Here is a 24,678-nt window from a genome sequence, read left to right as displayed (position 1 = left end):
GGCGGCGACTTGCCACCGGCGAGCTCTAGTCCGCGGGCGCGTCCGGGTTGACGCGGCGCGGGTGGTAGGCGGCCGGTCGGTCGTTGCGGGTGAGCTGGTCCTCGGGACCGTAGAGCCCTTCGCGCCTGGCCACACGGCCGAGGCGCTGCGCGGTGACCGGGTTGGTCATCAGCGCGAACAGGACCAGGAGCACCAGGATGCCCAGGTCACCGCGCTCGTGCACGGAGAAGCTGGGGGAGCTGACCAGCCGGATGATGGTGCCCACGAACATGAGCAGGAGACCGGTGGTCTGCGGTTTGGTAATCGCGTGGACCCGGGCCAGGGTGGAGCCGAACCGGACGGCGCCGACTGCCGCCGAGAACACCATGAAGGATCCGGGGAGGATGAAGAGGAGGGAGATGGCGTCGAAAAGCATTGCCCAATTCACAGCGAACCATCCCTCTTGCGGAAGCGGGCGACGGAGATGGAGGCGATGAAGCCGAGCAGCGCGATGACCATCATGACGTTGACCACCGTGGTATCCAGCGTCCAGCACACGTAGAGGGCGAGGGCGCACTGGAGGGAGGCGGTGATGGCATCGTTGCCCAGTAGGCGGTCCATGGAGTCGGGGCCGACGATGACGCGCCAGGCCAGCAGCAGGAAGCCGACGGCGATGAAGACGGCGGCGATGCAGAGGAAGACGTTGTACAGGGTTGGGTCCATGGGTTAGCTCCTGCTCTCAAAGATGTCGATCATCTGGCGCTCGAGGGCGGCGACGTTATCAATCTCGCGCTGGATGGCGTGCGGGTCGGCGGCGTCGAGGACGTGGATGGTCCACTCGCGGTCGGCGAGGTTGATGTCCGTAATCGAGCCGCCGGGCTGCAGGTTGTACGCGCAGGTGGCCAGGTACAGGACGAACTCGCTGCTCAGACGCATGGGGACGGTGAGGATGGCGTTCTTCGGCGGCGCCGCGGGGCGCAGCGCCAACCAGCTCACCTTCGCCGACGCGATGAGCAGGTCGCGCAGCCACGCCAGCCCGAACAGGACGAGCTTGCCCCACCGGACCTTGTAGCCGGTGTTGGGGATGTGCGGCAGCGGCAGCAGCAGCACGATCAGCAGCGCGAGCGCGAGTCCGGCGGCGACGTTGCCCCAGCTCAGCTCGCCCATCAGCAGCACCCACATGAGCGTCAGCCACACCACAAACAGCGGCCGGAACCGGTGCCTGACGCCTTGCATCGTCTCCAGCATCTACTCCTCACCTCCGTCGGTGCTCGTGCTTGTCTGCGCCTCCGCCCCCGGCGTCGCTTCCTCCGTATCCCCAGCGACGGGCGTGGGCACGGTCTCCGTGGAAACGCCCTCGCCGCCTTCGGGGGTTCGCTGGTCCCGCTCCACGTGGTGGCGGTCCAGGTTGTCGGATGCGCCGTAGTCCGAGTGCGGGGTGGTGAAGCGCTCGGGGCGCCGGGTCGGCTCGTCGCTGTCCGCCCCTACGGGGCCCTCCAGCACCGCGTTGCGGTAGATGGAACTGTCCTGCGCCGACTCCGCCGCGCGGTCAGTGATGCTGGAGATCGGTCCTGCCAGGAAGGTGATGGACACGGAGGCGGCGACGAGCAGCGCCGTGGACAGGAGCATGCCCGCGGGCATGCGGCCGACGTCGTCGCGCTGCTCAAACTGGGTGGTTTCGCCGCGCTCGGCAAGCAGGGACGGCCGCGCCATGGCCACGTTGCCCTCGGGGGCATCGGCGCGGTCGCGCAGGAAGCCCTTGGACCACACCAGGATCATGGCGTAGAGGGTGAGCAGCGAGGTCACCACCGCGCCGCCGATAAGGACCCAGGCCAGCCAGGACCCGTCATCAGCGCCTGCCTGGATGAGCATCACCTTGCCCAGGAAGCCGGAGAACGGCGGGATGCCGCCCAGGTTGAGCGCGGGGATGAAGTACAGGATGGCAATGATCGGGGCCGTGTACAGCAGGGAGCCCAGGCGCCGCAGCTGGGCGGAGCCGGCTTGGCGCTCCACCAGCCCGACCACCAGGAACAGGGAGGTCTGCACGAGAATGTGGTGGACCGCGTAGAAGATCGCGCCGGACAGGCCCGTCATGGAGCCGAGCGCGATGCCAAAGATCATGTAGCCGATGTGCGAGACCAGCGTGAACGACAACAGTCGCTTGATGTCGTTCTGGGCAAGCGCGCCCATCACGCCGATGATCATGGTCAGCAGTGCCACCCACATGAGCAGGGTGTCCAGGGAGCCATCCGTAAACACGGTGGAGCGCATGCGGATGATCGCGTACACGCCCACCTTGGTCAGCAGGCCCGCGAACACGGCGGTGACCAGGGAGGCCGCGGTGGGGTAGGAGTCAGGCAGCCACGCGTCCAGCGGGAACACGGCCGCCTTGATGCCAAACGCAACAAGCAGGGTGGCAAAGATGGCGGCGCGGGTGCCGTCAGGGATCTCCTCCATGCGCATGCCCGCCTGCGCCATGTTTACGGTGCCCACGGCGGAGTACACCAGGGCCAGGGCGACAAGGAAGACCATGGACGAGGCCATGGATACCATCACGTAGCCGATGCCGCTGCGCACGCGCCCGGGTGAGGCGCCGAGGGTGAGCAGGACGTACGAGGCGACCAGGAAGATCTCAAAACCGACGTACAGGTTGAACAGGTCACCGGCCAGGAAGGAGAGGTTCACGCCCATGCACAGCAGCATGTAGACGGGGAGGAAGACGGCGATGGGGTCGTCCTCGTCGCCGTCGCGAAGCCCCTGCGAGATGCCGTACCACATGACGGCGAAGAGCACGGTGGCGGAGACAAACAGCATGATGGTGGACAGCCGGTCCGCCGCGAGCGTGATGCCCACGACGGCGTCCCAGCCGCCCATGTGCACGGTCTGGATGCCGTGGACGTCGGCGATGATGATCATGGCGCCGGCGATGAGGGCGAGCGCGAACAGCGTGGTGAGCGCGATGGCGCGCTGCAGCTGGACGTGCTTGCCCGAGACCAGGATGAGCGCTGCCGCGATGGCGGGCAGGATCAGCGGCATCACCGTCAGGTACGGCATGGCGGGCAGCGCCCAGTCGGCGAAGTCGAGGAGACTACTGGTCATTCTCCGCCTCCTTCACGGGTGTCTCGAACGAGCGCGGGCCGAATGAGTCGCCGGACACGCTCGGCTTGCCGGTCTCCGGGTCGTCGGAGCGGTCGTGGTCCGGCGCGGCCGCGGGCGTAGTCGGCCGCTTCGCAATCGCGCGGTCCTCCTCGTCGCGCTCGATGATGTCGTCGGTGCGGTAGCGGTACTGCCGGTACGCCAGCGCGAGCATGAACGCGCTCATGGCCATGGAGATCACGATTGCGGTGAGGATCATCGCCTGCGCCAGCGGATCCGCGCTGTCCGCGTACTGCTCGGATTCGCGCCCGAGAATCGGCGGCGAGCCCGCCTGTCCGCCGGACTGCAGCAGCAGGAGGTTCGCCCCGTTGCCAATCAACAGCACGCCGAGGATCATGCGGGTCATCGCCCGATCCAGCATCATGTACACCCCGCACGCGATGAGCACGCCCGAGCCGATCAGGAGGAAGAGGTTCGCTTCCATCTACTTGCTCCCTTCTTGGGCTTGTTTGCTTATCGACGATCCCGCGCCTCCAGCCGAAGCCCGCTCGGACTCCCTGGCGGCGCGCCGCTGCGCCTGCTGTTCCCGGCGCCGCTTGTTCTTTTCCTGCAGCTCGCGGGCGCGGTCGCGGGCCCGCTGCTTGCGGGTGTCTTCCTCGCGGTCCAGATACGCGCCCATGGAGCCGAGGATGTGCAAGGTGAGGCCGACGACGATGGCGTACACGCCGGCGTCGAAAACGAGCGCCGAGGGGACGTCGAACTCGCCGATGAGCGGCAGCGCCAGCGAGGCGTAGCCGGTGGTGAGCGGCGGGTTTCCAAAGAAGAGCGGTACCACCACGCACGCGGCGGAGAGGAGGATGCCCGTGCCCAGGATCTTCGCGGGGTCGACCGGCAGCGCCTCGTCGATCTCCGCGCGGCCGCCCGCCAGGTAGCGCAGCGTGAACGCGAGCGCGGCAACCAGGCCGCCCGCAAAGCCGCCGCCGGGGGCGTTGTGGCCGGAGAAGAAGAAGTAGAAGGACAGGAGCATGATCGACGGGAAGAGGATGCGCGTGACCACATCGACCATGATGGAGCGGTTCTGCGCCGTCTCCGAGTCCACGCCCGAGGCGAGCCAGCGGGGCTTGTTGGTGGACAGGGTGGGGCGCCGGGACTCGCGCCCGAACGTGCCCGTGCCGAAGATGAGGCTGGCCACGCCGGTGGCGGCGATGACCAGGACCAGGATCTCGCCAAAGGTGTCGGCGGCGCGCAGGTCCACGAGCAGCACGTTGACGGTGTTGCGGCCGTGGCCAATCTCGTACGCCAGGTCCGGCATGTACTTGGACACCGGGTCCTGCACGCGCGCCGACATCGCCGTCATGGCCACGATCACCACGGAGAGGCCCGTGCCGATGGAGAGCCAGGCGCGCAGCCGGTTGTCGTCGTTGCGCGGCTCCACCTCCGTGGGCATCTTGCGCAAGACCAGCATGAATACCACCATGACGATGGTCTCCACCAGGGCCTGCGTGAGCGCGAGGTCCGGGGCGCCGTGCAGCGCAAAGATGAACGCGAGCGAGTAGCCGGTGAGACCGACCATGACTACGCCGGACAGGCGGTTGCGCTGCAGCGTGGCAAAGATCGCCATGGCGCACAGGATGCAGACCACAAGGCCCTGCCACGGGTTGTCCCACAGCAACATGTGGATGTCGTTGCTCTGACCCAGAATCAGCGCGGCGAGCGGGACCACCATGAGCGTGGCAAAGATGACCGCCAGATTGATAGTCAGCGAGCCGCGCTGCGTCGACGCCGTGAGCTTGAGCGACGCGTTGCGGAGCTGGTGGAGGATGAGATCCCAGATCTCGTCGGCGTCGCCAAGCGCCGGCTTGTCAAAGCGGACCCTGCGGATCAGGTCGCGCTGCCAGAACAGCACGGTGCCGGCCACGACGATCACCACGGTGAGCATGAGCGGGGTGGTGATGCCGTGCCACAGTTTCAACGGCGCGCCCTCGACGTGCGGGAAGCGGACGTCCAGGTAGGAGTTGATGGCGTTGGACAGCCAGGCGGGCAGGAGCCCGAACGCGATGGTGGCCAGCGTGAGCATCGCCGGGGAGGCGGACAGTAGCGGGCCGATGTGGTGCATCTTTGCCACGGCGGGGGAGACGCCGGTTTCGCGGTGCTGCGCCTTCGTGGCGAACGCGCCCCACAGGAAGTACAGGGAGTAGCCCATCGTCAGGATGGAGCCGACCACCAGCACGACCAGCGTGATGTGGCCCGGCATGCCGTGCAGCGACTCCTCGTGCAGGATCGCCTCCAGCGCCGACTCCTTGGCAATGAATCCGAACAGCGGGGGCAGGCCCGCCATCGACGCCGCCGACACGACCGCCAGGAACGCGACAAACGGTTCCTTGCGGCCCAGGCCGGAGAGCTCGCCGATGTCGCGGGTGCCGGTCGTGTGGTCGATCGCGCCGACTATCATGAACAGCGTCGCCTTGAACATGGAGTGCGCGAACGTGATGGCCAGGCCCGCCATCGTCGCCTCGCGCGAGCCCACACCGATCACCGCGGTGATAAAGCCCAGCTGGGAGACCGTTCCGTACGCCAGGATGAGCTTCAAGTCGCGCTGCTTCAGCGCCATCCACCCGCCGAGCAGCATGGTGAACAGGCCGGTGGAGATGACCACCAGGTGCCAGGTGCTCACGGCCGACATGTCAGGCGCCAGGCGGGCGACCAGGTAGATGCCTGCCTTCACCATCGCCGCCGAGTGCAGGTAGGCGGACACCGGGGTGGGCGCCGCCATCGCGCCGGGCAGCCAGAAGTGCCACGGGGCTTGGGCCGACTTGGTCAGCGCGCCGAGCATAATGAGCACGATCGCCGCGGAAATCGCGGGCGTGTTCTGGATGTCTGCAAACTGCGGGATCTGGCTGAGCTTCCAAATGCCCGCGTTGAACCCGAGCAGGTTGATGCCCACCAGCATGGCCAGCCCACCCATGGTGGTGATCATGAGCGCCTGGATCGCGGCCCTGCGTGACGACGCCCGCTCGCCGTAGTACGAGACGAGCAGGTAGGACAGGATGGACGTCAACTCCCAGAACACGTACATGAGCAGGAAGTTGTCCGAGATGACCAGCCCGTACATGACGGTGGCGAACATGGTGAGCTCGCCGCCGAACTTGGCCAACCGGCGCGGGTTGGAGTCGAAGTAGCCCCAGCAGTACAGCAGGACGAGGGCGCCGACGCCCAGGATGATCAGGGAGAAAAGCCCGGCCAGGGGGTCGAGGCGGAACTCCAAGTTGAGGTTGACGGAGGGCATCCAGGCGTAGCGGGCAACGATCTCGTCTTCGTCGGTAAAGATGCCCCGCTGGAACAGGCTGGCCATCCAGATGAAGCCGCCGAGTGGGACCGTGGCGAGCAAGCCGAACGCTGCCCGGCCGCACAACCTGATGAGCGGAGGTGCGGCAATCGTCGCGATAATGAGCGCGGCGAGCAGCGTGAGCAAAGTGCGGACCCCTCCTTGGGCATGTACGGATCGAGTTCTCTTACCGAGCCCAACAAGCCCAACAAAGCGGCCCAAGGAGGCACAGAGCGGCCATGAATTGGAAACTCGTGCGAGAGCGTGGGGCGCGTCGAAAAGAATAGGCGCGGCCAATGCGTCCAACTGTACCGATTAGATAACTATTTCGCTACCGAATTGTGGCCGCATCGTGACCGCGCCCTGAGTGGCTGAGGGTGGCTTAGTTGCCGTACTGGCGGAGGAAGCTGGCCTCAGCGACGGCGATGCGCTCGATCTCGGTCGGGTCGACGGACTCGTCCACGCCGTGGATGCCGCAGGCGGGTTCCTCAACGCCGTAGAGGGCGATCTCAGCATCCGGGAACTGCTCCTGCAGCGTGTTGGTCAGCGGGATGGAGCCGCCCGAACCGATGAGGGTGAGCTTGTCGGTGCCGTACGCCTCGCGCAGGCACTCGCCGAGCTTCGCGGCGGCGGGGCGCTCCGGGTCGGTGGCAAACGGAGCGTTGACGCCGCTGATTTCCACGGTCACCTTGGCACCCCAGGGGGTGTGGGCCTTGATGTGCTCCTCCATCTTCTGTGCGATCTCGGCGGCGTCTTGGCCGGCCGGGACGCGCAGGTTGAACTGGGCCTCGGCGCGCGGGTTCACCGCGTTGACCGCTTCAGCGACCGGGGTGGAGGTAAAGCCGATCATGGTGACGGCCGGGCGCGCCCAGCACATGTCGGCGGGGTCGTCGTCGACGGTGCCGAGGAGCTGGACGCCGTCGAGGACGCCGGCGTCGGTGCGGAAGGTGTCGCGCTCGTAGGCGTCGCCGGTCCACTTGGCGGTGGTGTCGACGCCGTCGATGGTGGTGCGCCCGTGCTCGTCGAACAGCGAATCGGCGATGCGGATCAGGGCGTGGGCCGCGTCGGGGGCGGCGCCGCCGAAGCTGCCGGAGTGGATCGCGCCCTCGAGGGTTTCCACGGTGACCTTCACCTGGGCGCCGCCGCGCAGGGAGGTGGTCAGGGTGGGCTCGCCCACGGCGGCGTTACCGGAGTCGGCGATGAGGATGGCGTCGGCGCGGAAGATTTCCGGCTCAGTCTCGATGAGCTTGCCCAGGCCGTCGTCGCCGCCGAGCTCCTCGGAGCCCTCGACGACGACCTTGAGGCCCAGGTCGGTGCCGCCGGCGGCCTCGACCAGGCGCAGCGCCTCGAGGTGCATGGCCAGGTTGCCCTTGCAGTCGGCGGCGCCGCGGCCATACCAGCGGCCGTCGCGCTCGGTGAGCTCGAACGGGTTATTGGTCCACACGGACGGGTCGCCCGCCGGGACGACGTCGTAGTGGGAGTAGAGGAGGACGGTCGGGGCGTCGCCCACCGGTTCTTTGACGGCGACGATGGTGTCCGCGTTGTCCACGGTGGCGTGGCGGGTCACGTTCAGGCCCAGGCCCTCGAGGGCGGAGACGGTCCAGGCGCAGGCGGCCTCGTGCTGGTCGGCCAGCTCCGGGGTGGAGTGCGGGGAGTTGAAAGAGACCAGTTTGGCCAGGTCGGCGAAGATGCGTGTGCGGTCCGGTGTGAATTCACTCATGGGGGCGACGCTACCATTGGGGAAACGGTGGGCGTCGATAAGCAAATGGTGCTTGCACTCGCTGGGGGTGAGTGCTAAAAATGGGTCCTAGCACTCGGAGACGCCAAGTGCTAAGCGGGTGAGGCTGCACCACTCAGCAGCCGTGCCGTCGCGGGCGCCTGCTTGAACCGACGAATTGAGTACTCGTTCCACAATAAATAAGGAGCAACAAACTCACATGGCAAAGACCATTGCATTCGACGAGGAAGCACGCCGCAGCCTCGAAAACGGCCTGAACACCCTGGCAGACGCTGTGAAGGTGACGCTTGGCCCGAAGGGGCGCAACGTTGTCCTGGAGAAGTCCTGGGGCGCGCCGACCATTACCAACGATGGCGTGACCATCGCGAAGGAAATCGAGCTCGAGGACCCGTACGAGAAGATCGGCGCCGAGCTGGTGAAGGAGGTTGCCAAGAAGACTGACGATGTCGCTGGCGACGGCACCACCACCGCAACCGTCCTGGCCCAGGCGCTCGTGCGCGAGGGCCTGCGCAACGTTGCGGCCGGCTCCAACCCCATGGGCATTAAGCGCGGCATCCAGGCCGCGACCGACACGGTGTCCAAGCACCTGCTCGACTCCGCGAAGGAAGTGGAGACCCAGGAGCAGATCGCCTCCACCGCCGGCATCTCCGCCTCCGACCCGGAGATTGGCAAGAAGATCGCCGAGGCGATGTACGCGGTTGGCAACGGCACCGTGAACAAGGAGTCCGTCATCACGGTCGAGGAGTCCAACACCTTCGGTGTTGAGCTCGAGGTGACCGAGGGCATGCGCTTTGACAAGGGCTTCATCTCCGCCTACTTCGCCACCGACATGGAGCGCGGCGAGGCCGTGCTGGAAGACCCGTACATCCTGCTGGTCTCCGGCAAGATCTCCAACGTCAAGGAGCTCGTCCCGGTCCTGGAGCAGGTCATGCAGTCGGGCAAGCCGCTGCTCATCGTCGCTGAGGACGTCGAGGGCGAGGCCCTGTCCACCCTCGTGGTGAACAAGATCCGCGGTACCTTCAAGTCCGTCGCCGTGAAGGCACCGGGCTTTGGCGACCGCCGCAAGGCGATGCTGCAGGATCTGGCCATCCTCACCGGCGGCCAGGTGATCTCCGAGGAGGTCGGCCTGTCCCTGGAGACCGCCGGCATCGAGCTGCTCGGCCAGGCACGCAAGGCCGTCATTACCAAGGACGAGACCACTCTGGTCCAGGGCGCTGGCGACCAGGCCCAGATCGAGGGCCGCGTGAAGCAGATCCGCGCCGAGATCGAGCACTCCGACTCCGACTACGACCGCGAGAAGCTGCAGGAGCGCCTGGCCAAGCTGGCCGGCGGCGTTGCGGTGATCAAGGTCGGCGCCGCCACCGAGGTGGAGCTCAAGGAGCAGAAGATGCGCATCGAGGATGCGGTGCGCAACGCGAAGGCTGCCGTGGAGGAGGGCATTGTCGCCGGCGGTGGCGTGGCCCTGCTGCAGGCGGCCAAGGAGCTCGAGGGCGACCTGGAGCTGACCGGCGACGAGGCTACGGGCGTGAAGATCGTCCGCGAGGCACTCTCCGCCCCGCTGAAGCAGATCGCCCACAACGCAGGCCTGGAGCCGGGCGTCGTTGCGGACAAGGTTGCCAACCTCCCCGCAGGCCAGGGCCTGAACGCCGCGACCGGCGAGTACGTTGACATGCTCTCCGAGGGCATCAACGACCCGGCCAAGGTGACCCGCTCCGCGCTGCAGAACGCCGCGTCCATCGCTGGTCTGTTCCTGACCACCGAGGCTGTCGTTGCTGACAAGCCGGAGCCGGTTGGCGCCGCAGGCGCCGGCATGGACCCGGAGGCAATGGGCATGATGTAAGCCCGTTTGCGCCCGAAACGCCCCGAGTAGCCCTGCGCTGCTCGGGGCGTTTTGTTGTCTCCTTCGGCCCCCTTCCAGCCCGTATACCCCCGTATGTGGGGAAATGTCCGTCTCTGTGGGGGCATTGCTTATCGACGCCACCGCAACCCCCGTTACGCCGCCCCGCCGGAGTTAAGAGACAGTTAACTTAGTAGCACCATAACAAAGCTGTAACGGCGCAGGTTGGCGGTGAACCTTGGAAAAAGGTTGCGTTTGGGTGAACAAACTCTCAAATGGGGGCCGATTTTGGCGGGGAAAAAGTTTCGCCGAAACACTTGCGAGCTCACAATGCTGTGGCAAAATACTTCGTGTGATGCCCCACGGCGGGTGTCAGGACACTGTCAATCAAGAGCCAGACATTCTGGCACCTACACGTAAGGGGAAAACAATGGGTGACCTCTCTACCATCGCTGACATGCTGAAGGACTTCGGCAAGTTTGGTAAGAACTTCGTCGAGCTGTTCCGCGGCATCCCGGACATCCTGATCCGCTTCGGCTCCCTGGGCACCGCTGCCAAGGAGCTCCCGAACGACACTGCCTCCAAGTAGTCGTCTCTCGCGCGTCCACTTTCGGCAACGCGCAAACTTCAACACTCACCTCATTGGCCTTGGATAGGGTCACTCGTTAAAAGGAGAACATCATGGAAGCACTTCAGAACTGGGCATTTCTGTCCTCTGACGCACACGTTGCAGGCGCACTGCTCGGCATCCTGGGCGCAGTTGCTAAGGCGGCTGGCAACCTGGGCGAGCTGATCGGCCTTGTCGCGTAAGACAAACCGCCTTACAACCCCGCCGCTGCGCGGGGTTGTTTTGCGTTTAAGGCGTCTCTTTGGTCGCGTGCGCGGAACCGGCGAAGCGCAGCTTGAGCTGGAGGCTCCTCGTGCTGAGGCTCCCCGCGCAGAGGCGAATCGCCCGGCGGCTGGGCGGGCCAAGGCCTCAACACCGAAGCCGGAAGCAACTCAGCCGGCCAAGGATCCCAGCGCGCTCGCATCCGAGGAGAAGCTGGTCGCTCCGGTGCCGGAATCGACACGGAAGGCCCCGGATCCGAAGCCCGCGGCGAAAGTCCACAACGCACACCAGGCGGACACCCCGGCGAAACTGACCTCCGATTCCACCTCTCAATCTTCCATCGAACACAAACCCCAGACGGGCGGTAAACTTAAGGACATGGCTGACCACAAGGATGATGAACTCCCTTTGATCGACCTGGCAGAGGTCGAGGGCTGGGTTGTTGACGATACTGATGAAGACGATCCGGTGCTCATGATGCCGGACGGCACGCCGATTCAGACCTGGCGTGAGAATTACCCGTACGACGAGCGCCTGAGCCGCGCGGAGTACGAGAAGGAAAAGCGCGCGCTGCAGATCGAGCTGCTGAAGTGGCAGAACTGGACCAAGGACACGGGCCAGCGCCACATCATCCTTTTCGAGGGGCGCGACGCCGCCGGCAAGGGCGGCACCATCAAGCGCTTCAACGAGCACCTCAACCCGCGCGGTGCCCGTACGGTTGCGCTGGAGAAGCCCAGCCCGCGCGAGTCCACCTCGTGGTACTTCCAGCGCTACATTGAGCACTTCCCGTCCGCGGGCGAGATCGTGTTCTTTGACCGCTCCTGGTACAACCGCTCGGGCGTCGAGCGCGTCATGGGATTCTGCACCGAGTCGCAGCACGCGGAGTTCCTCCGCGAGGTACCGATGCTGGAGAACATGATCCTGGGCTCCGGCATCTCGCTGACCAAGTTCTGGTTCTCCGTGACCCAGCGCGAGCAGCGCACCCGCTTTGCCATCCGCCAGGTGGACCCGGTCCGCCAGTGGAAGCTGTCCCCGATGGACCTGGCCTCGCTGGACAAGTGGGACGACTACACCCGCGCCAAGGAGGAGCAGTTCCGCTACACCGATACGGACGAGTCCCCGTGGGTGACCATCAAGTCCAACGACAAGAAGCGCGCCCGCCTCAACGCGATGCGCTACATCCTGTCCAAGTTTGAGTACACGAACAAGGACCACGAGCTCGTCGGCGAGCCGGACCCGCTGATTGTCAAGCGCGGCCGCGACCAGATCGGCGACTAAGCTCGCGCCTCATTGCCCGGTCCCCATGGGGGCCGGGCTTTTCGCTTATCGACGCCCCTACTGGTCCTCGTCCTGCAGAATCGCCTTCGACAGCTTCTTCAAGCTCTTGAGCTGCTTGGCGCTGGACGCGTCGAGGGCGCGGTCCTCGGCATCGGCGACCTCCTCGGCGAGCGTCCCCAACGCCTTGGAGCCCTTCTTGGTCGCGGTGACGATCTGGCGGCGCCGGTCCTTCGGGTCGCGGTCGCGCTTGACCCAGCCCAGTTTCTCCAGCGAATCGACGAGGCGGACCATGTCGGAGGCGTCAACAGCCAGCAGGCTGGACAGCTGCGACTGCGACAGCGCAGTGTTGTCAACGCAGGTGAGTACCCAAAAGCCGCGCATGCTCACGTCGTGCTTGAGCAGGGTGCGCTCCACCTCTTCCTTGGTGTGGCGGCGGACCCGCTCGATTTGGAAGGACGGGGACTTAGTGAGTGCGTTGGGGAGCTCGTCGTGCGTTGCCATGCCCACATCATACGGTTAGTTGGCTAATTCAATCAATTACAGGTGCGCGGAAAACTGCCCCCGCCGGGCGGTGTGTTTTGCCGGGGTAGGTGGCTATTCCGTGGGAAGGTCGGCGGCGAGCCAGGCGTCTGTGCCACCAGCGACGTTGATGACATTGTCCCAACCGCGGGCCTGCTCCAGGTACTCGGCGGCGTGGGCTGAGCGGCCGCCGGACTTGCAGATGACGTAGATGTCCTGGTCCGGGTCGATCTTGTCTGCTAGGCCGACAAAGTTGGACAGGGGAAGATTGACAGCGCCCGCGGCGTGGGCGATGGCGAACTCGTCGGGCTCGCGGACGTCGATAAGCTGTGCTCCCTGCGGTACTTCTGTGACATTGACTGTTTTCATGGGGCCGATCCTATACGCTATTGCGCCATGGGATCCCGGAGACCGCGTCGCCCGCAGTGGGTGTATTGGGTGCGGCGCGCGATGGTGCTTGCGGTGCTGGTGGCGGTGTTAGCGCTGCCGGTGGCGCTGCTGAGCCGATGCGGGGGAGGGGAGCCGGGTGAGGCGGGCCCGATTGGGCAGTCGCGGCCGGTGGAGATGGCGGTGCCGCAGATAGGCTTGCGCGCCGAGTTTGAGAAGGGGGATTGCCGGGTGAAGGACGGCGCGATCAATCCGGCGTCGATGGGCAAGGCGTGCGCGTACACGGCGGAGGGGAAGCCGTATCAGCTCCCGGGCCCGGGTGCTGGCGACCTTGTCGTGGTGGCGGGGCACACCGGCGCGGCGGTGCACGGTGTGTTTGACGGGCTGTACGACGCGCGCGCGAATGCGCACAACGTGCGCGAGGGGGACACGCTTTACCTGCGCACGCAGGATTCGCGCGCGGCGGGCAAGTGGTTGGAGTACCGCGCGACGGACCTGCACGACCCGGAGAAGGAGGGGCTGGCTGACGACGCCTCCGTGTGGGGCACCGAGCCCATGCCCGGTCGCTTGCTCACCATCTCCTGCATTCAGCCGGTGAACCCACTCGCCGCGGCGGTACGCAACGCGGTGGTTGGGTGGCAGTTTGCGGGCGTGGTGGACGACGCGACGGTGGACGCCGCCGAGTAGCCGGCGGACCCGCGCGACAATCGTTGCCAATGTGTTACGTGTGACTCCTGGGAAAACGTGGCACCTCTGTGTAAAGTCTAAAGGTGAACTTGAGAGTGACCCTTGCTCGAGACAGGAGACCACCATGAACCGCACTTCCCTCGCCGTCGCCTTTGCCGGTGCGCTCACGCTCACCGCGGCCCCGCTCGCCAGCGCGCAGGACCTCCCCGCCGAGGTGACGGACGCCCTCGGTGCCACCTACTTCCTCAACCAGGCAGGGGACCACTACGTGTCCGACGCCAACCTCGTCACCACCCCCTACGCGCAGTTAAGCGCCGGTGACCAGGAGCGCGCGGTCGACGTGACCAGGGCAGCGGTCGCAGGGCTTATCGACGCCCCCGCGCCCGCCCCCTCCGCCCCGGCTGCTCCCGCCGACGCGCCGGAGAGCCAGCAGGGCGACCAGCCTGCCACCCCGGTCCAGCCCGACGCGGACCAATCTCCGGCGGAGAAGGTGCTCGACGCGGACGCGGTGGACCCGAACAACCCGGCGCCCGTTGCCGGTGGCCTGGTCGCGCTCCCGTCCGTGCTGAATGTGGACGGGCAGACCTACTACCTGAACAAGGACGGCGCCACCTACGTTGCTGATGTGGCCCGCGTCGCCGAAACCCCGACGCAGGAGGAGGTGGAAGCCTCGGCGCAACTGGTGACGGACAACGCTGGTGCGATCCGTGAGCAGGGGCTGGAGGAGGCCCGGGCCGGTGGTAAGGCCGAGCAGGCCGACGGTGAGGCAACGCCCGATGTGGAGGTGCAGCAGCAGGCCGCACCTGTGACTGCGGATGCTGTCGCCGGCGAGACTGAAGTGCAGGCCCGCGGCATGGCTGCCGAGACCGGCTCCAACACGGTGGCGCGCGCGCTGGTGGCGCTGTTGATTGCCTCCGCGGTTGGCGCTGCGGTCTTTGTGGTGGGACGCCGCTACCTGGTGTAGCTCTGTGGAAGCCGCCGGCTGAATCGTCGGCTGCGTGGGGCGCTCGCGTGTGATGTGCGGGCGCCCCTTTTTTGTGCCCTACCTCCTGGTTTTCTACCCCCCATTTGCCCACACCCGAGCGAGGTGCTGTGGCGAAGAACACCCAGGGGTTGAGTGTGCCTCACCGCACTTTGGGCAACCTTTGGTGTTTTAGTCAAATGTTCAAGTTCCCAGGTCAGGGGTCTTAACTATTTGGTTCAGAAGTGCAAACGATCTGCATAAATGTCTGGATATTAAATTTACGCCCGCGCCACCGGCACCTGCACCCCCAACACCGTCACCGCGCGCAATACGGGCGGCGAGCTCACCCCGGCCGACAACGTCGCCACCGCGCCGTGCCCCGTGCAGCTGCGCGTGCGCAAGGTGGATCACCAGGATCGCACCGTGGCCCTTGAAGCTGGCCTGGAGCTTCGCCCGCTTATCGACGCCCCGTCGTCCCCCATTCCCCTCACCCCAACCCCCGACGGCTTCCTCACCACCGGAGCCGCCCTCGAGCGCGGCCGGGAGTACCAGCTTGTGGAGACGAAGGCGCCCGCCGGATACTCGCTGCTTGCCGAGCCGATTGTGCTGCGCGTCGTGCGCGAGGGGGAGACGGACGTCCTTGAGTTCCGCGGACCCGACGGCGCGTTTTCTCAGGATTCGCCGATGGTGGGGCTGTGGGCGGGCGCGCCAGGGGAGAACGTGCAGCTCATCGACGCCGCGAACACCGTCAGTGTCTCCCTCGCCAACGTGCGCCAGGGGAACCTGCCCAAGACTGGTGGTGCGGGGCTTATGGTGTGGGTGGGCGTAGCGTCGATAATGCTCAGCGCTGGTTTCTGCGGGCTGTGGCGGCGCGGACGGCGAACTGGCTAATTGGTGGGCGAAGCTGTACTCTTTCTAAGCACGCCGTTAGTCATCTCTTAAAAAGGTCATCCCCACGTGTCTTCCCGAAAGTATCTCGCCGCCGCGCTCGGCGCCTCCTTGTTGATTGTCAACGCCCCCTCCGCGCACGCGTACAGCGGAGAGGTCGATCCGCTCGACGCGCAGTGCAAGACTGATACTGCGCTGGCGAACCAGGGGAAGGAGCTCCCGAACGTGGAGCGCTACTTCTTCGGCTCGAACCAGAGCAACATCCACGGCAACACGCTCAAGGTCTACAACACCACCGCCTACGGCGAGCACCTGAAGGAGGCCATGGACGCGTGGATCGAGGCCACCGGCGGTCTGCTGCGCGTGGAGTACGTGGACTACCGCGACCCCGAGGCAGTGATGCTGGAGCTCGGGTCCTTGGATGGGATTGTTGCGGGCCGCCAGCAAGGCACGCCCGGCAACAATCCCCGTGTGACGTTAAATCAGGCGCTGTACGCCAACCCGGCGAACGTCCACCACGCCAGCATGGTGATGACGATCGCCCACGAGATGGGCCACGCCATGGGGCTCGCGCACTCCTGCAGCGGGGCGCTGATGAAGAACGGCACAAACCGAGGCGATCTGGCCCTGCTGCCGCAGAAGCTCGACGCGCAGATCCTGCTGCAGACGCACCCGCAGCTGCGCGAGCTGGGCGGGCAGCCGATGACGAGTGAGGCGCCGGAGCCGGCGGAGGAGACTTCAGTTTCGGCGGAGCCGTCCGTGGAGACTTCGGCGGAGCCCGAGCCTTCCGTCGAGCCGGAACCCTCGGAGACCTTCGTGCCGGAGACTACGGAATCCACGGCGACCTCGGCGGAACCGGAACCGTCAGTGGGGCCGGAACCAACCGTGGCGCCCGAGCCGTCGGAAACTGCCGCGCCGGAGACCTCAGTGCCGTCGCCGGTTGCCATCACGACGGAGCCGACACCAACGGAGCTGCCGCCTATCGACGTCCCCAAGCCCGCCACCATGGCAGACGCTGAGCAGGCCGTCGAAGACTACTCGGAGAAGTACCAGCAGGCACTTGCAGACGCCAAGGCAGCGGAGGACGCAGGCGATGCTGCACGCGCCGCAGCGCTGCAGCAGCACGCCGACCGGTACCTCGCCGCGTTCTTTGAGGCTGCCGACAACCGCGATGCGCTGGAGGCGGAGCTGAAGGCGAGCAGCGAGCCAACGTCTGAAGCTACTTCTGAGCAGCCGAAGCCTGCGGAGGAATCTACCCCGGCCGCCCCGACGACTACTACGGCTAAACCTGTGGCCTCGAAGCCGCAGTCGACGACGTCGGCCGCTGAGTCTCCGACGAGCAAGGCGCCCACTACCGCGAAGCCCGCTCCGAAGACAACTGCGGATACGCCGAAGACGTCCGTCAAGCCTGCAATGACGACGCAGGAGACGTCGACGGCATCGGCGGAGGCGTCCACGACGGTTGCGCTGACAACTACTAGCGCGAAGCCTGTGGCCTCGAAGCCGCAGTCGACGACGTCGGCCGCCGAGTCTCCGACGAGTAAGGCGACCACGCCCGCCCCGATGACGACAGTGGCAACGCCCAAGGCAACCACTGAGCGAGTCTCAACGACCACTGTTGCGAAGCCGGTGGCGTCGACTCCGCGGGAGTCCACGGCGGAGGTGACGGATGTGTGGGCGTCGACAAGCACTCAGGCGCCTGCGACCACGAGGGAAACGGCGCCTACCGTTGGCCCGGTCGACGTGGCGGAGTCCGCGCCGACGGAAACTCGCTGGCCGTGGCCGGCGCTCCCGGAGCGCCCGACCAACACGACCAGTCCGATCAGCACGACCAGCGAAACCACCAGCGTCGCAACCCCGACCAGCGCCACCCCCGAGCCGACCGAGGGCAGCACCGCGACGACGCAGTCGACGGTGACCACCACGCCGACGGAGCCGGCCGACGCCCAAGATGCGTCCGGCAGTGCGTCGAGCGAGCGTGAGGGGTCGAGCGGTGGGACCATTGCCGCGATCGTGATCCCGCTGGTGCTGGGGCTCATCGGCATCCTCGGCGCCGGGTGGGCGTGGGCCGGCGGCCTGATTCCGGGGGTTCCGGCGCCGAATTTCTAAGCGCGTCGAAAAACCAGGATGGTAACCAGAGGATGGTGATTAGTCGAGTAACGTCTCGCAAACTCGCGGCTGTTACTCGGTTGATCACCATCCTGACGTTCCCATCCTCTGGTCACCATCCTGTCGCCTCACCGCGCGAACGGAGCCACCCGCCCCCGCAAAAACAGCAAAGGCCCGGGCCGCCAAAAACGGCAAGCCCGGGCCAGCAAAGCAAAACGCGCTACTTCTTGTACGCCTCGACGGCCGCCTGCAGGATTTTCTCCGCCTCAGCCTTGTCGCCCCAGCCGGAGCCGGTGACTTCCTTGTTCGGCTCCAGGTCCTTGTAGTGGACGAAGAAGTGCTCGATTTCGTTCTTCAGGAAGTCGGAGACGTCGGAAATGTCCTGGTAGCCCTCGTAGCGGACGTCGTCGATGACGCAGAGCAGCTTGTCGTCGCTGCCGGCCTCGTCGGTCATCTTGAACACGCCGATCGGGCGCGCGGCGACAACCACGCCGGGGAACACGGGCTCCGGGGTGATGACGAGTGCGTCGAGGGGGTCGCCATCGTCGGCAAGCGTGTGCTCGATGTAGCCGTAATCGGCGGGGTACGCCATCGGGGTGAACAGGTAACGGTCCAGGTGGACGCGGCCGGTCTCGTGGTCGACCTCGTACTTGTTGCGCGAGCCCTTCGGGATTTCGATGATGACCTCGGTAGCCATTGTTGCTCCTTTGCTTCGAGTGATGGTTCGGCTCACCATCATACGTGGGCTAGGGTTAGTGCCCGTGAAAGTATGGACTTGGGTAGTGGGCGCGCTCGCGCTCGGAGCTGTCGGCACCGTCGCGGGGTTCGGCGTCGCGGCGCAGCGCGATCTCGCATCGCTTGAGCACGCGCCGGCCTACGCGCTGCAAGCCCCGCCCGGTCTCCTCACGCCCGCGGAGGGCTCGCCGGTTGATGAGCAGTTGCTTATCGACGCCCTCTCGTCCCCCGCCGCAAACCCGGACCTTGGGACCTTCCACGCCCGGATCTCCAACGCCGCCACCGGCGAGGTCGTCTTTGATCAGCACGCGGACGAGCCGCTGCGGCCGGCTTCCGTGACCAAGGTCCTCACCGCCGCGGCCGCGCTCTACCAGCTGGGCCCGGAGGATACGCTGTCCACCGCGGTGGTGCGCGGCGCGAACCCGGGCGAGGTGACCATCCTGGCCGGTGGCGACGTCTGGCTCGACGACGAAGCCCTGGATGCGCTCGCCGCCCAGGTCAGCAACGTCGGAGGCGCCGTCGACACCGTCACCATTGACACGTCCTCCTGGGACGGCATGGAGGAATACCCAGAAAGCTGGGACCCGGAGAACGTGGACGCCGGCTTCGTGGCGCCGATGCAGCCCGCGATGCTCTCCGGCGGCCGGCTCGGCGGGGCGACGGAGGGCGACGTCCCGCGCACCCACACCCCGGCCCTGGACGTGGCGCAGGCGCTAGCGAACCGGCTGGGGGCGGCGAACGTCGCCGTCGCGGATGGGCCGGCGCCCGCGGACGCGGAGGTCGTGGCGTCGGTGGAGTCGCCGACCCTGCTCGAGCGGATGCGGGTGATGATGCGCAACTCCGACAATGTTTACGCCGAGGCGATCGGGCGCGAGCTCGCGCTGGCGCGGGGCACGACCGACGCGCCGCAGGCTGCCCTGGACACGCTCGCGGAGCAGGGCTTCGACGTCAGCGGCACCACCCTCTTGGACAACTGCGGGCTTTCGGACGCGAACCGCATCCCGCCCGCGCTGCTTGATGGCGTCCTACTCTCCTCAGCCACCGAAGCACCGATCCGCGACCTACTGGGCACCTTGCCCGTCGCCGCGGGCGAGGGCACCCTCGCCTCCCGCTACGGCGACTTGGCCGGCCGCGGCTGGGTGCGCGCGAAGACCGGCACGCTCGATGAGACTTCCGCGCTCGCGGGCACCGTCACCAGCGTGAACGGCAACGTCTACACCTTCGCGTTCATCTCCAACGACTCGTCCATCCTGGAGGCGCGCCGGGGGATGGACCAGCTCGCCTCCGTCCTCCGCGACTTCTAGCCATGGCCGCGCAGCCGTTCTGGCCCCGCACCTCGCCCCACTTCCTGGCCTGTCGGCGCGCCGTCCGCGCCGCAGACTTTGCCGCAGACGCGCCCGCTGCGCCCGTGGTCATCGGCCTGTCCGGCGGGCCCGATTCGCTCGCGCTCGTCGCCGCCGCGGCCGCGGAAGGCGTCCCGGCGCGTGCCGTGGTGGTGGACCACGGGCTGCAGGAGGGCAGCGGTGGCGTCGCAAAGCGTGCCGCCGAGCAGGCGCGAGGCTTCGGCGTCCCGGCCGAGGTCGTGGAGGTGGCGGTGCCGCGCGGCGGGAACCTGGAGGCCGCGGCCCGCGAGGCCCGCTACGCCGCGCTCTTCGCCCACGGTGGCGAGGTATGGGTGGCGCACACCGCCGACGACCAGGCCGAAACGCTGCTGCTCGGTGCGCTGCGCGGCAACCCGTCCGGCATGGCGCCCCGCGCCGGGCGTCTCGTGCGCCCCTTCCTGCCCATCCGCCGCGCGGATACGGTCGGCGCGTGCGCCGAGCTGGGCGTGACCCCGTGGGAGGATCCGATGAATGGGGACCCCGCGTTTCGTCGAGTAGCGCTGCGCACGCGCATCATCCCCGCGCTCACCGAGCTCCTTGGTGGCGACGCCGTGCCGCCTCTTGCGCAGACCGCCGACCGGATCGCGGCCGCGCAATCGCTTCTTAGCGCCCCCGCGACCACCTCCTGCGACGAACTCGCCGCCCTGCCCAGCGCCGTGCGCCGCTCCCGGATCCACGCGTGGCTTGTCAGCGCAGACGTGCGCCCCAACCGCGGGCAACTCACCGCCATCGAGCGGCTCATCACGCATTGGAACGGTCAGGTCGGCGTGGACATGGCCGGGGGAGTGCGCGTGCGCCGGGTGGGCGGCGAGCTCACCCTCGAGCGGCGCGAGTAACGCCGCTTGAGGCGTTGCGCGATACTCAACATGACACGTGTTCGTAATATCGCTTCCCCCGACTGAAAGGCAGCTCACCATGCGTCCCCTCCGCACTTCCCTGGTCGCCGGTATGACCGCGATCGCTCTCGCCGCTCCCGCCGCTCCCGCGGCAGAACACCCCGCGATCCCGGGCTCCTCCTGTGGCCTGTTCACCGGCTCGTCCACCCTCTCCTCAGACCCTGCCCTCTTCTTTGCCAACCCGGTCGTCGCGCTGATCGGTGCGCTGCTCGCGCCGTTCCTGCAATACGGGCTGGATACCCGACCGCCGGAGGACCGCTGCAAGTAGTCCTCCCGTTGTTGTCGCAGGCGGGGAAGAGGTGGCAGTATGAAGGAGTTGTAAGCCAACAGGAGATGGAAGGGCCCAACCATGACCGAGCTGTACACCAAGAAGGATTTCAACGTCCCCGCGAACCGCTACGGCGACGACGTTGAGGCCATCCTGCTGACTGAGGACGACCTGCAGGCCCGCATCCAGGAGCTGGCGGACATGGTCTCGGAGAAGTACAAGGACGCCGAGCAGGACCTCATCCTGGTGTGCGTGCTCAAGGGCGCGGTTTTCTTCCTCACCGACTTTGCTCGCAAGCTTTCCATCCCGGCCGAGATGGAGTTCATGGCTGTGTCCTCCTACGGCAACTCCACCACCAGCTCTGGCGTGGTGCGCATTCTCAAGGACCTGGACAAGGAGATCGCCGACCGCGACGTGCTCGTGGTGGAGGACATCATCGATTCCGGCCTGACCCTGTCCTGGCTGCTGAAGAACCTGAACGGCCGCGGCCCGAAGAGCCTCGAGGTCATCACGCTGCTGCGCAAGCCCGAGGTGCAGACCGCCAAGATCGACCTGCTCGACGTCGGCTTTGACATCCCCAACGAGTTCGTCATCGGCTACGGGCTCGATTACGCGGAGCGCTACCGCGACCTCCCGTACGTGGGCACGCTGCACCCGCGCGTGTACTCCGAGGGCCAGTAGGCCCCTCCAGGCGACAACTAACTGCGACGACAAGTAAGACCCAAAAAACTGTATGACTAAAAATAAAAACGTGTTGCGGTGGGGCATTTTCGCCGCCATCGCGCTCATCGCGCTGTACGTCCTGACGCTGTTTGGAGACGACACGCGGAATTACCAAACGGTCGACACGTCCGTTGCCGTCGAGCAGCTGCACAACTCCAACGCGCAGGAGGTGCAGATCGACGACCGCGAGCAGCGCGTCCGCATCGAGCTGCGCGAGCCGATCACGGTGGACGAGCACGAGGGCGTCGAGGCCATCTCCGCCCAGTACCCGGCGCGCACCACGCAGGAGATTTTCGACGCCGTGCGCGAGTCCGGGGCCGACAAGTACAAGACGAACGTGACGCAGGAGTCCTTCCTCCTGTCCATGCTGGGCTTCATGCTGCCGATGATCCTGGTCTTCGGCCTGATCTCCTACATGATGTACCGCATGCAGGCCGGCGGCGGCATGTTTGGCATCGGCGGCTCGAAGGCGAAGCAGCTGACCAAGGACAACCCGACCAACACCTTCGCGGACGTCGCGGGCGCCGACGAGGCCGTCGATGAGCTGCAGGAGGTCGTCGACTTCCTCATGGACCCGGGCGTCTACGAAAAGCTGGGCGCGAAGATCCCGCGCGGCGTGCTCCTCTACGGCCCTCCCGGTACCGGTAAAACCCTGCTGGCCCGCGCCGTGGCTGGCGAGGCCGGCGTGCCGTTCTACTCCATCTCCGGCTCCGACTTCGTAGAAATGTTCGTTGGCGTGGGCGCCTCCCGCGTGCGCGACCTGTTCAAACAGGCCCGGGAGAACAGCCCCTGCATCATCTTCGTCGACGAGATCGACGCCGTCGGCCGCCAGCGCGGCTCCGGCATGGGCGGCGGCCACGACGAGCGCGAGCAGACCCTCAACCAGCTGCTGGTGGAGATGGACGGCTTCGGCGACCGCGAGGGCGTCATCCTCATCGCGGCGACCAACCGCCCCGACATCTTGGACCCCGCCCTGTTGCGCCCGGGCCGCTTCGACCGCCAGATCCCGGTGACCAACCCGGACCTGGCCGGCCGCGCCCAGATCCTCAAGGTCCACGCCAAGGGCAAGCCGTTGGCCAAGGACGTCTCCCTCGACGCGCTGGCCAAGCGCACCGCCGGCATGTCGGGCGCGGACCTGGCCAACGTGCTTAACGAGGCCGCCCTGCTCACCGCCCGCGTCGGCGGCAACGTCATCACCACGGACGCGCTCGAGGAGGCGACCGACCGCGTGATCGGCGGCCCGCGCCGCTCCACCAAGATCATCTCCGAGCAGGAGAAGAAGGTCACCGCCTACCACGAGGGCGGCCACACCCTGTCCGCGTGGGCGCTCAAAGACATCGAGCGCGTCTACAAGGTCACCATCCTGGCCCGCGGCCGCACGGGCGGCTTCGCCATGACCGCGGACGAGGACGACAAGGGCATGTACAACCGCAATGAGCTGTTCGCCCGCATGGTCTTCGCCATGGGTGGCCGCTCCGCCGAGGAGCTCGTCTTCGGCGCGCCCACCACCGGCGCCTCCAACGACATCGAGCAGGCCACGAAGATTGCCCGCGCGATGGTCACGGAGTACGGCATGACCTCCTCGCTCGGCGCCGTGAAGTACGGCCAGGAGCAGGGCGATCCGTTCTCCGGCAAGGGCGGCGGAGGCTCGCTGGAGTACTCGCCGGCCGTCGCCGCCAAGATCGACGAGGAAATGCAGGCGCTTCTCGACGAAGCCCACCAGGTGGCCTACCGCACCCTCGAAAAGTACCGCGACCAGCTGGACGCGCTGGCCTCCGCGCTCTTGGAGAAGGAGACCCTGCGCCGCCCGGACCTGGAGCAACTGTTCACCGACATCGAGCCGGTACGCCCCGAGCTGCCCGCCCACGACGCCCGCTTCCACCAGCAGATCGGCCGCGAGCCGGTCAAGACGCCGGTGGAACTGGCGAAGGAACGCGGCGAGGAGCCGCCAAAGCGCTTCTCCATCCTGGAGGCGTCGAAGGCGACGCGTGAGCGCCGTCAGCGGGAGCGCCAGCAGCGTCAGCAGGGCCAGCAGGGCGGCAACCACTGGCGCCCGGGCAAGCCGGGTAAGGACGGCAACGGATCGTCGCAGTGGACTCCGCCGACCGGCGGCAGCCGCCCGAACTACGGCGGCCCGACGCCGCCTCCGGGCTGGACCTACCCGGGGGATGGCCAGCAAAGCCAGCAGGGCCAGCACCCGGGGATGCGCAACTACGCGCCGACCCCGGACCAGCCCGCCCAGCCGGAGCAGCCGGACAACGAGACCGCCGAGATCGGCTTCCGCCTCCCCGACAACGAGCGCCCCGACGAGTCGTACTACAACGATGATGCGGAAGGCCGCGGCGGCAGCACCGCCTACCGCCCCGCGTCCGAGGACACGACCCGCCAGCTGCCGCGGCACCGGAAAGAGGACCGCGACAGCAACAGCGACAACCACCCCACCGACCCAGAGGACCGACCCAACAATGACCAATAAGTTTGACCAGCAGCGCGCCGAAGCCGCGGTGCGCGAACTGCTCATCGCCGTGGGCGAAGACCCGGACCGCGAGGGTCTCAAGGAGACGCCCGCGCGCGTCGCCCGCGCCTACGAGGAGGTCTTCGCCGGCCTCCACACCGACCCCACCGAGGTCCTGGAGAAGACGTTCGCGGAGAACCACCAGGAGCTGGTCCTCGTACGCGACATCCCGATCTACTCCACCTGCGAGCACCACCTCGTGCCCTTCTACGGCAAGGCGCACGTGGGCTACATCCCGGGCAAGGACGGCAAGGTCACGGGCCTGTCCAAGCTCGCCCGCCTCACGGACATGTACGCAAAGCGGCCGCAGGTGCAGGAGCGGTTGACGGGGCAGGTGGCTGACGCGATCGTCGATAAGCTTGGTGCTTCCGCAGTCATCGTGGTGGTCGAATGCGAGCACCTGTGCATGGCCATGCGGGGGATCCGCAAGCCGGGCGCGGTGACCACCACCTCCGCGGTGCGCGGCGGCTTCCAGTCCAACGCGGCCTCGCGCGCCGAGGTCATGAGCCTGATAAGGAGCTAG

24 protein-coding genes are annotated in these 24,678 nt (G+C 66.8%); 14 read left to right on the top strand and 10 right to left on the bottom strand.

The window, feature by feature from the left end:
- Positions 1-25: 25 nt before the first annotated feature.
- From CKJ82_RS09590 to CKJ82_RS09560, 7 genes are all read right to left on the bottom strand, one after another.
- Positions 26-427, bottom strand: coding sequence for a monovalent cation/H(+) antiporter subunit G (locus CKJ82_RS09590; protein WP_095537945.1), 402 nt, complete (start codon positions 425-427; stop codon positions 26-28).
- Positions 424-702, bottom strand: coding sequence for a monovalent cation/H+ antiporter complex subunit F (locus CKJ82_RS09585; RefSeq protein WP_095275616.1), 279 nt, complete (start codon positions 700-702; stop codon positions 424-426). Before CKJ82_RS09585 ends, CKJ82_RS09590 begins: the two co-directional genes overlap by 4 nt.
- 3 nt (positions 703-705) lie before the next feature.
- Positions 706-1,227 carry a Na+/H+ antiporter subunit E gene (locus tag CKJ82_RS09580; RefSeq protein WP_240510749.1) on the bottom strand — a complete coding sequence of 174 codons (522 nt, stop codon included), beginning with the start codon at positions 1,225-1,227 and terminating at the stop codon, positions 706-708.
- Positions 1,228-3,078: a Na+/H+ antiporter subunit D gene (locus tag CKJ82_RS09575; protein WP_095537944.1), complete on the bottom strand. Its 1,851-nt coding sequence runs from the start codon at positions 3,076-3,078 to the stop codon at positions 1,228-1,230.
- A complete protein-coding gene (locus CKJ82_RS09570) occupies positions 3,068-3,559 on the bottom strand; it encodes a Na(+)/H(+) antiporter subunit C (protein ID WP_095275614.1) in 492 nt (163 codons plus the stop codon). The genes CKJ82_RS09575 and CKJ82_RS09570 overlap by 11 nt, the downstream gene beginning before the upstream one ends.
- A complete protein-coding gene (locus tag CKJ82_RS09565) occupies positions 3,560-6,547 on the bottom strand; it encodes a Na+/H+ antiporter subunit A (protein ID WP_095537943.1) in 2,988 nt (995 codons plus the stop codon).
- 235 nt (positions 6,548-6,782) lie between these two features.
- On the bottom strand, positions 6,783-8,120 hold the full coding sequence (locus CKJ82_RS09560) for a dipeptidase (RefSeq protein WP_095537942.1): 1,338 nt from the start codon (positions 8,118-8,120) through the stop codon (positions 6,783-6,785).
- Positions 8,121-8,337: 217 nt separating this feature from the next.
- Here CKJ82_RS09560 and groL point away from each other — a divergent pair, with 217 nt between their 5' ends.
- The 4 genes from groL (at position 8,338) to ppk2 (ending at position 12,082) form a co-directional block, all read left to right on the top strand.
- On the top strand, positions 8,338-9,978 hold the full coding sequence (gene groL / locus CKJ82_RS09555; RefSeq protein ID WP_095537941.1) for a chaperonin GroEL: 1,641 nt from the start codon (positions 8,338-8,340) through the stop codon (positions 9,976-9,978).
- A gap of 427 nt (positions 9,979-10,405) precedes the next feature.
- Positions 10,406-10,564 (top strand): hypothetical protein, encoded by a 159-nt coding sequence (locus tag CKJ82_RS11855; protein ID WP_158221635.1) that lies wholly within the window; start codon positions 10,406-10,408, stop codon positions 10,562-10,564.
- 92 nt (positions 10,565-10,656) lie between these two features.
- Positions 10,657-10,785 (top strand): hypothetical protein, encoded by a 129-nt coding sequence (locus tag CKJ82_RS12105; RefSeq protein ID WP_255396015.1) that lies wholly within the window; start codon positions 10,657-10,659, stop codon positions 10,783-10,785.
- A 397-nt stretch (positions 10,786-11,182) separates the two neighbouring features.
- Positions 11,183-12,082: a polyphosphate kinase 2 gene (gene ppk2 / locus CKJ82_RS09550; RefSeq protein WP_095275641.1), complete on the top strand. Its 900-nt coding sequence runs from the start codon at positions 11,183-11,185 to the stop codon at positions 12,080-12,082.
- Positions 12,083-12,139: 57 nt separating this feature from the next.
- On the opposite strand, the gene CKJ82_RS09545 is transcribed toward ppk2, so the two are convergent.
- On the bottom strand, positions 12,140-12,583 hold the full coding sequence (locus tag CKJ82_RS09545) for a MarR family transcriptional regulator (protein WP_095537940.1): 444 nt from the start codon (positions 12,581-12,583) through the stop codon (positions 12,140-12,142).
- A gap of 93 nt (positions 12,584-12,676) precedes the next feature.
- Positions 12,677-12,970, bottom strand: a complete 294-nt coding sequence (locus CKJ82_RS09540) for a rhodanese-like domain-containing protein (RefSeq protein WP_095275609.1) — start codon at positions 12,968-12,970, stop codon at positions 12,677-12,679.
- A gap of 27 nt (positions 12,971-12,997) precedes the next feature.
- Here CKJ82_RS09540 and CKJ82_RS09535 point away from each other — a divergent pair, with 27 nt between their 5' ends.
- The 4 genes from CKJ82_RS09535 to CKJ82_RS09520 all read left to right on the top strand — a co-directional run bounded on the left by CKJ82_RS09535 (position 12,998) and on the right by CKJ82_RS09520 (position 17,636).
- Positions 12,998-13,675, top strand: a complete 678-nt coding sequence (locus CKJ82_RS09535; protein ID WP_095537939.1) for a sortase family protein — start codon at positions 12,998-13,000, stop codon at positions 13,673-13,675.
- A gap of 124 nt (positions 13,676-13,799) precedes the next feature.
- Complete coding sequence (locus CKJ82_RS09530) at positions 13,800-14,639, top strand: hypothetical protein (RefSeq protein WP_095537938.1); 840 nt, start codon at positions 13,800-13,802, stop codon at positions 14,637-14,639.
- Between the two features lie 423 nt (positions 14,640-15,062).
- Positions 15,063-15,530 carry a SpaA isopeptide-forming pilin-related protein gene (locus CKJ82_RS09525; RefSeq protein ID WP_133064062.1) on the top strand — a complete coding sequence of 156 codons (468 nt, stop codon included), beginning with the start codon at positions 15,063-15,065 and terminating at the stop codon, positions 15,528-15,530.
- 66 nt (positions 15,531-15,596) lie between these two features.
- Positions 15,597-17,636, top strand: a complete 2,040-nt coding sequence (locus tag CKJ82_RS09520) for a hypothetical protein (RefSeq protein WP_095537936.1) — start codon at positions 15,597-15,599, stop codon at positions 17,634-17,636.
- A gap of 220 nt (positions 17,637-17,856) precedes the next feature.
- Here CKJ82_RS09520 and CKJ82_RS09515 read toward each other — a convergent pair whose 3' ends face one another.
- Positions 17,857-18,333, bottom strand: a complete 477-nt coding sequence (locus CKJ82_RS09515; protein WP_095537935.1) for an inorganic diphosphatase — start codon at positions 18,331-18,333, stop codon at positions 17,857-17,859.
- Positions 18,334-18,397: 64 nt separating this feature from the next.
- Here CKJ82_RS09515 and dacB point away from each other — a divergent pair, with 64 nt between their 5' ends.
- The 6 genes from dacB (at position 18,398) to folE (ending at position 24,678) form a co-directional block, all read left to right on the top strand.
- The gene (dacB, locus tag CKJ82_RS09510) at positions 18,398-19,675 is read left to right on the top strand and encodes a D-alanyl-D-alanine carboxypeptidase/D-alanyl-D-alanine endopeptidase (RefSeq protein WP_095537970.1); all 1,278 of its coding nucleotides are present in this window, start codon (positions 18,398-18,400) and stop codon (positions 19,673-19,675) included.
- A 2-nt stretch (positions 19,676-19,677) separates the two neighbouring features.
- Entirely contained in the window at positions 19,678-20,589 is a 912-nt protein-coding gene (gene tilS / locus CKJ82_RS09505) for a tRNA lysidine(34) synthetase TilS (protein ID WP_095537934.1), read from the top strand.
- Between the two features lie 79 nt (positions 20,590-20,668).
- On the top strand, positions 20,669-20,917 hold the full coding sequence (locus CKJ82_RS09500) for a hypothetical protein (RefSeq protein ID WP_095537933.1): 249 nt from the start codon (positions 20,669-20,671) through the stop codon (positions 20,915-20,917).
- A gap of 90 nt (positions 20,918-21,007) precedes the next feature.
- Positions 21,008-21,598, top strand: a complete 591-nt coding sequence (gene hpt / locus CKJ82_RS09495) for a hypoxanthine phosphoribosyltransferase (RefSeq protein ID WP_095536349.1) — start codon at positions 21,008-21,010, stop codon at positions 21,596-21,598.
- Positions 21,599-21,650: 52 nt separating this feature from the next.
- The gene (gene ftsH, locus CKJ82_RS09490; protein ID WP_095537932.1) at positions 21,651-24,116 is read left to right on the top strand and encodes an ATP-dependent zinc metalloprotease FtsH; all 2,466 of its coding nucleotides are present in this window, start codon (positions 21,651-21,653) and stop codon (positions 24,114-24,116) included.
- Positions 24,106-24,678, top strand: coding sequence for a GTP cyclohydrolase I FolE (folE, locus tag CKJ82_RS09485; RefSeq protein ID WP_095275596.1), 573 nt, complete (start codon positions 24,106-24,108; stop codon positions 24,676-24,678). Before ftsH ends, folE begins: the two co-directional genes overlap by 11 nt.

Origin of the sequence: Corynebacterium gottingense (assembly GCF_002285125.1) — a bacterium.
Classification (GTDB): domain Bacteria; phylum Actinomycetota; class Actinomycetes; order Mycobacteriales; family Mycobacteriaceae; genus Corynebacterium; species Corynebacterium gottingense.
This window is presented reverse-complemented; position numbering and strand designations above follow the sequence as displayed.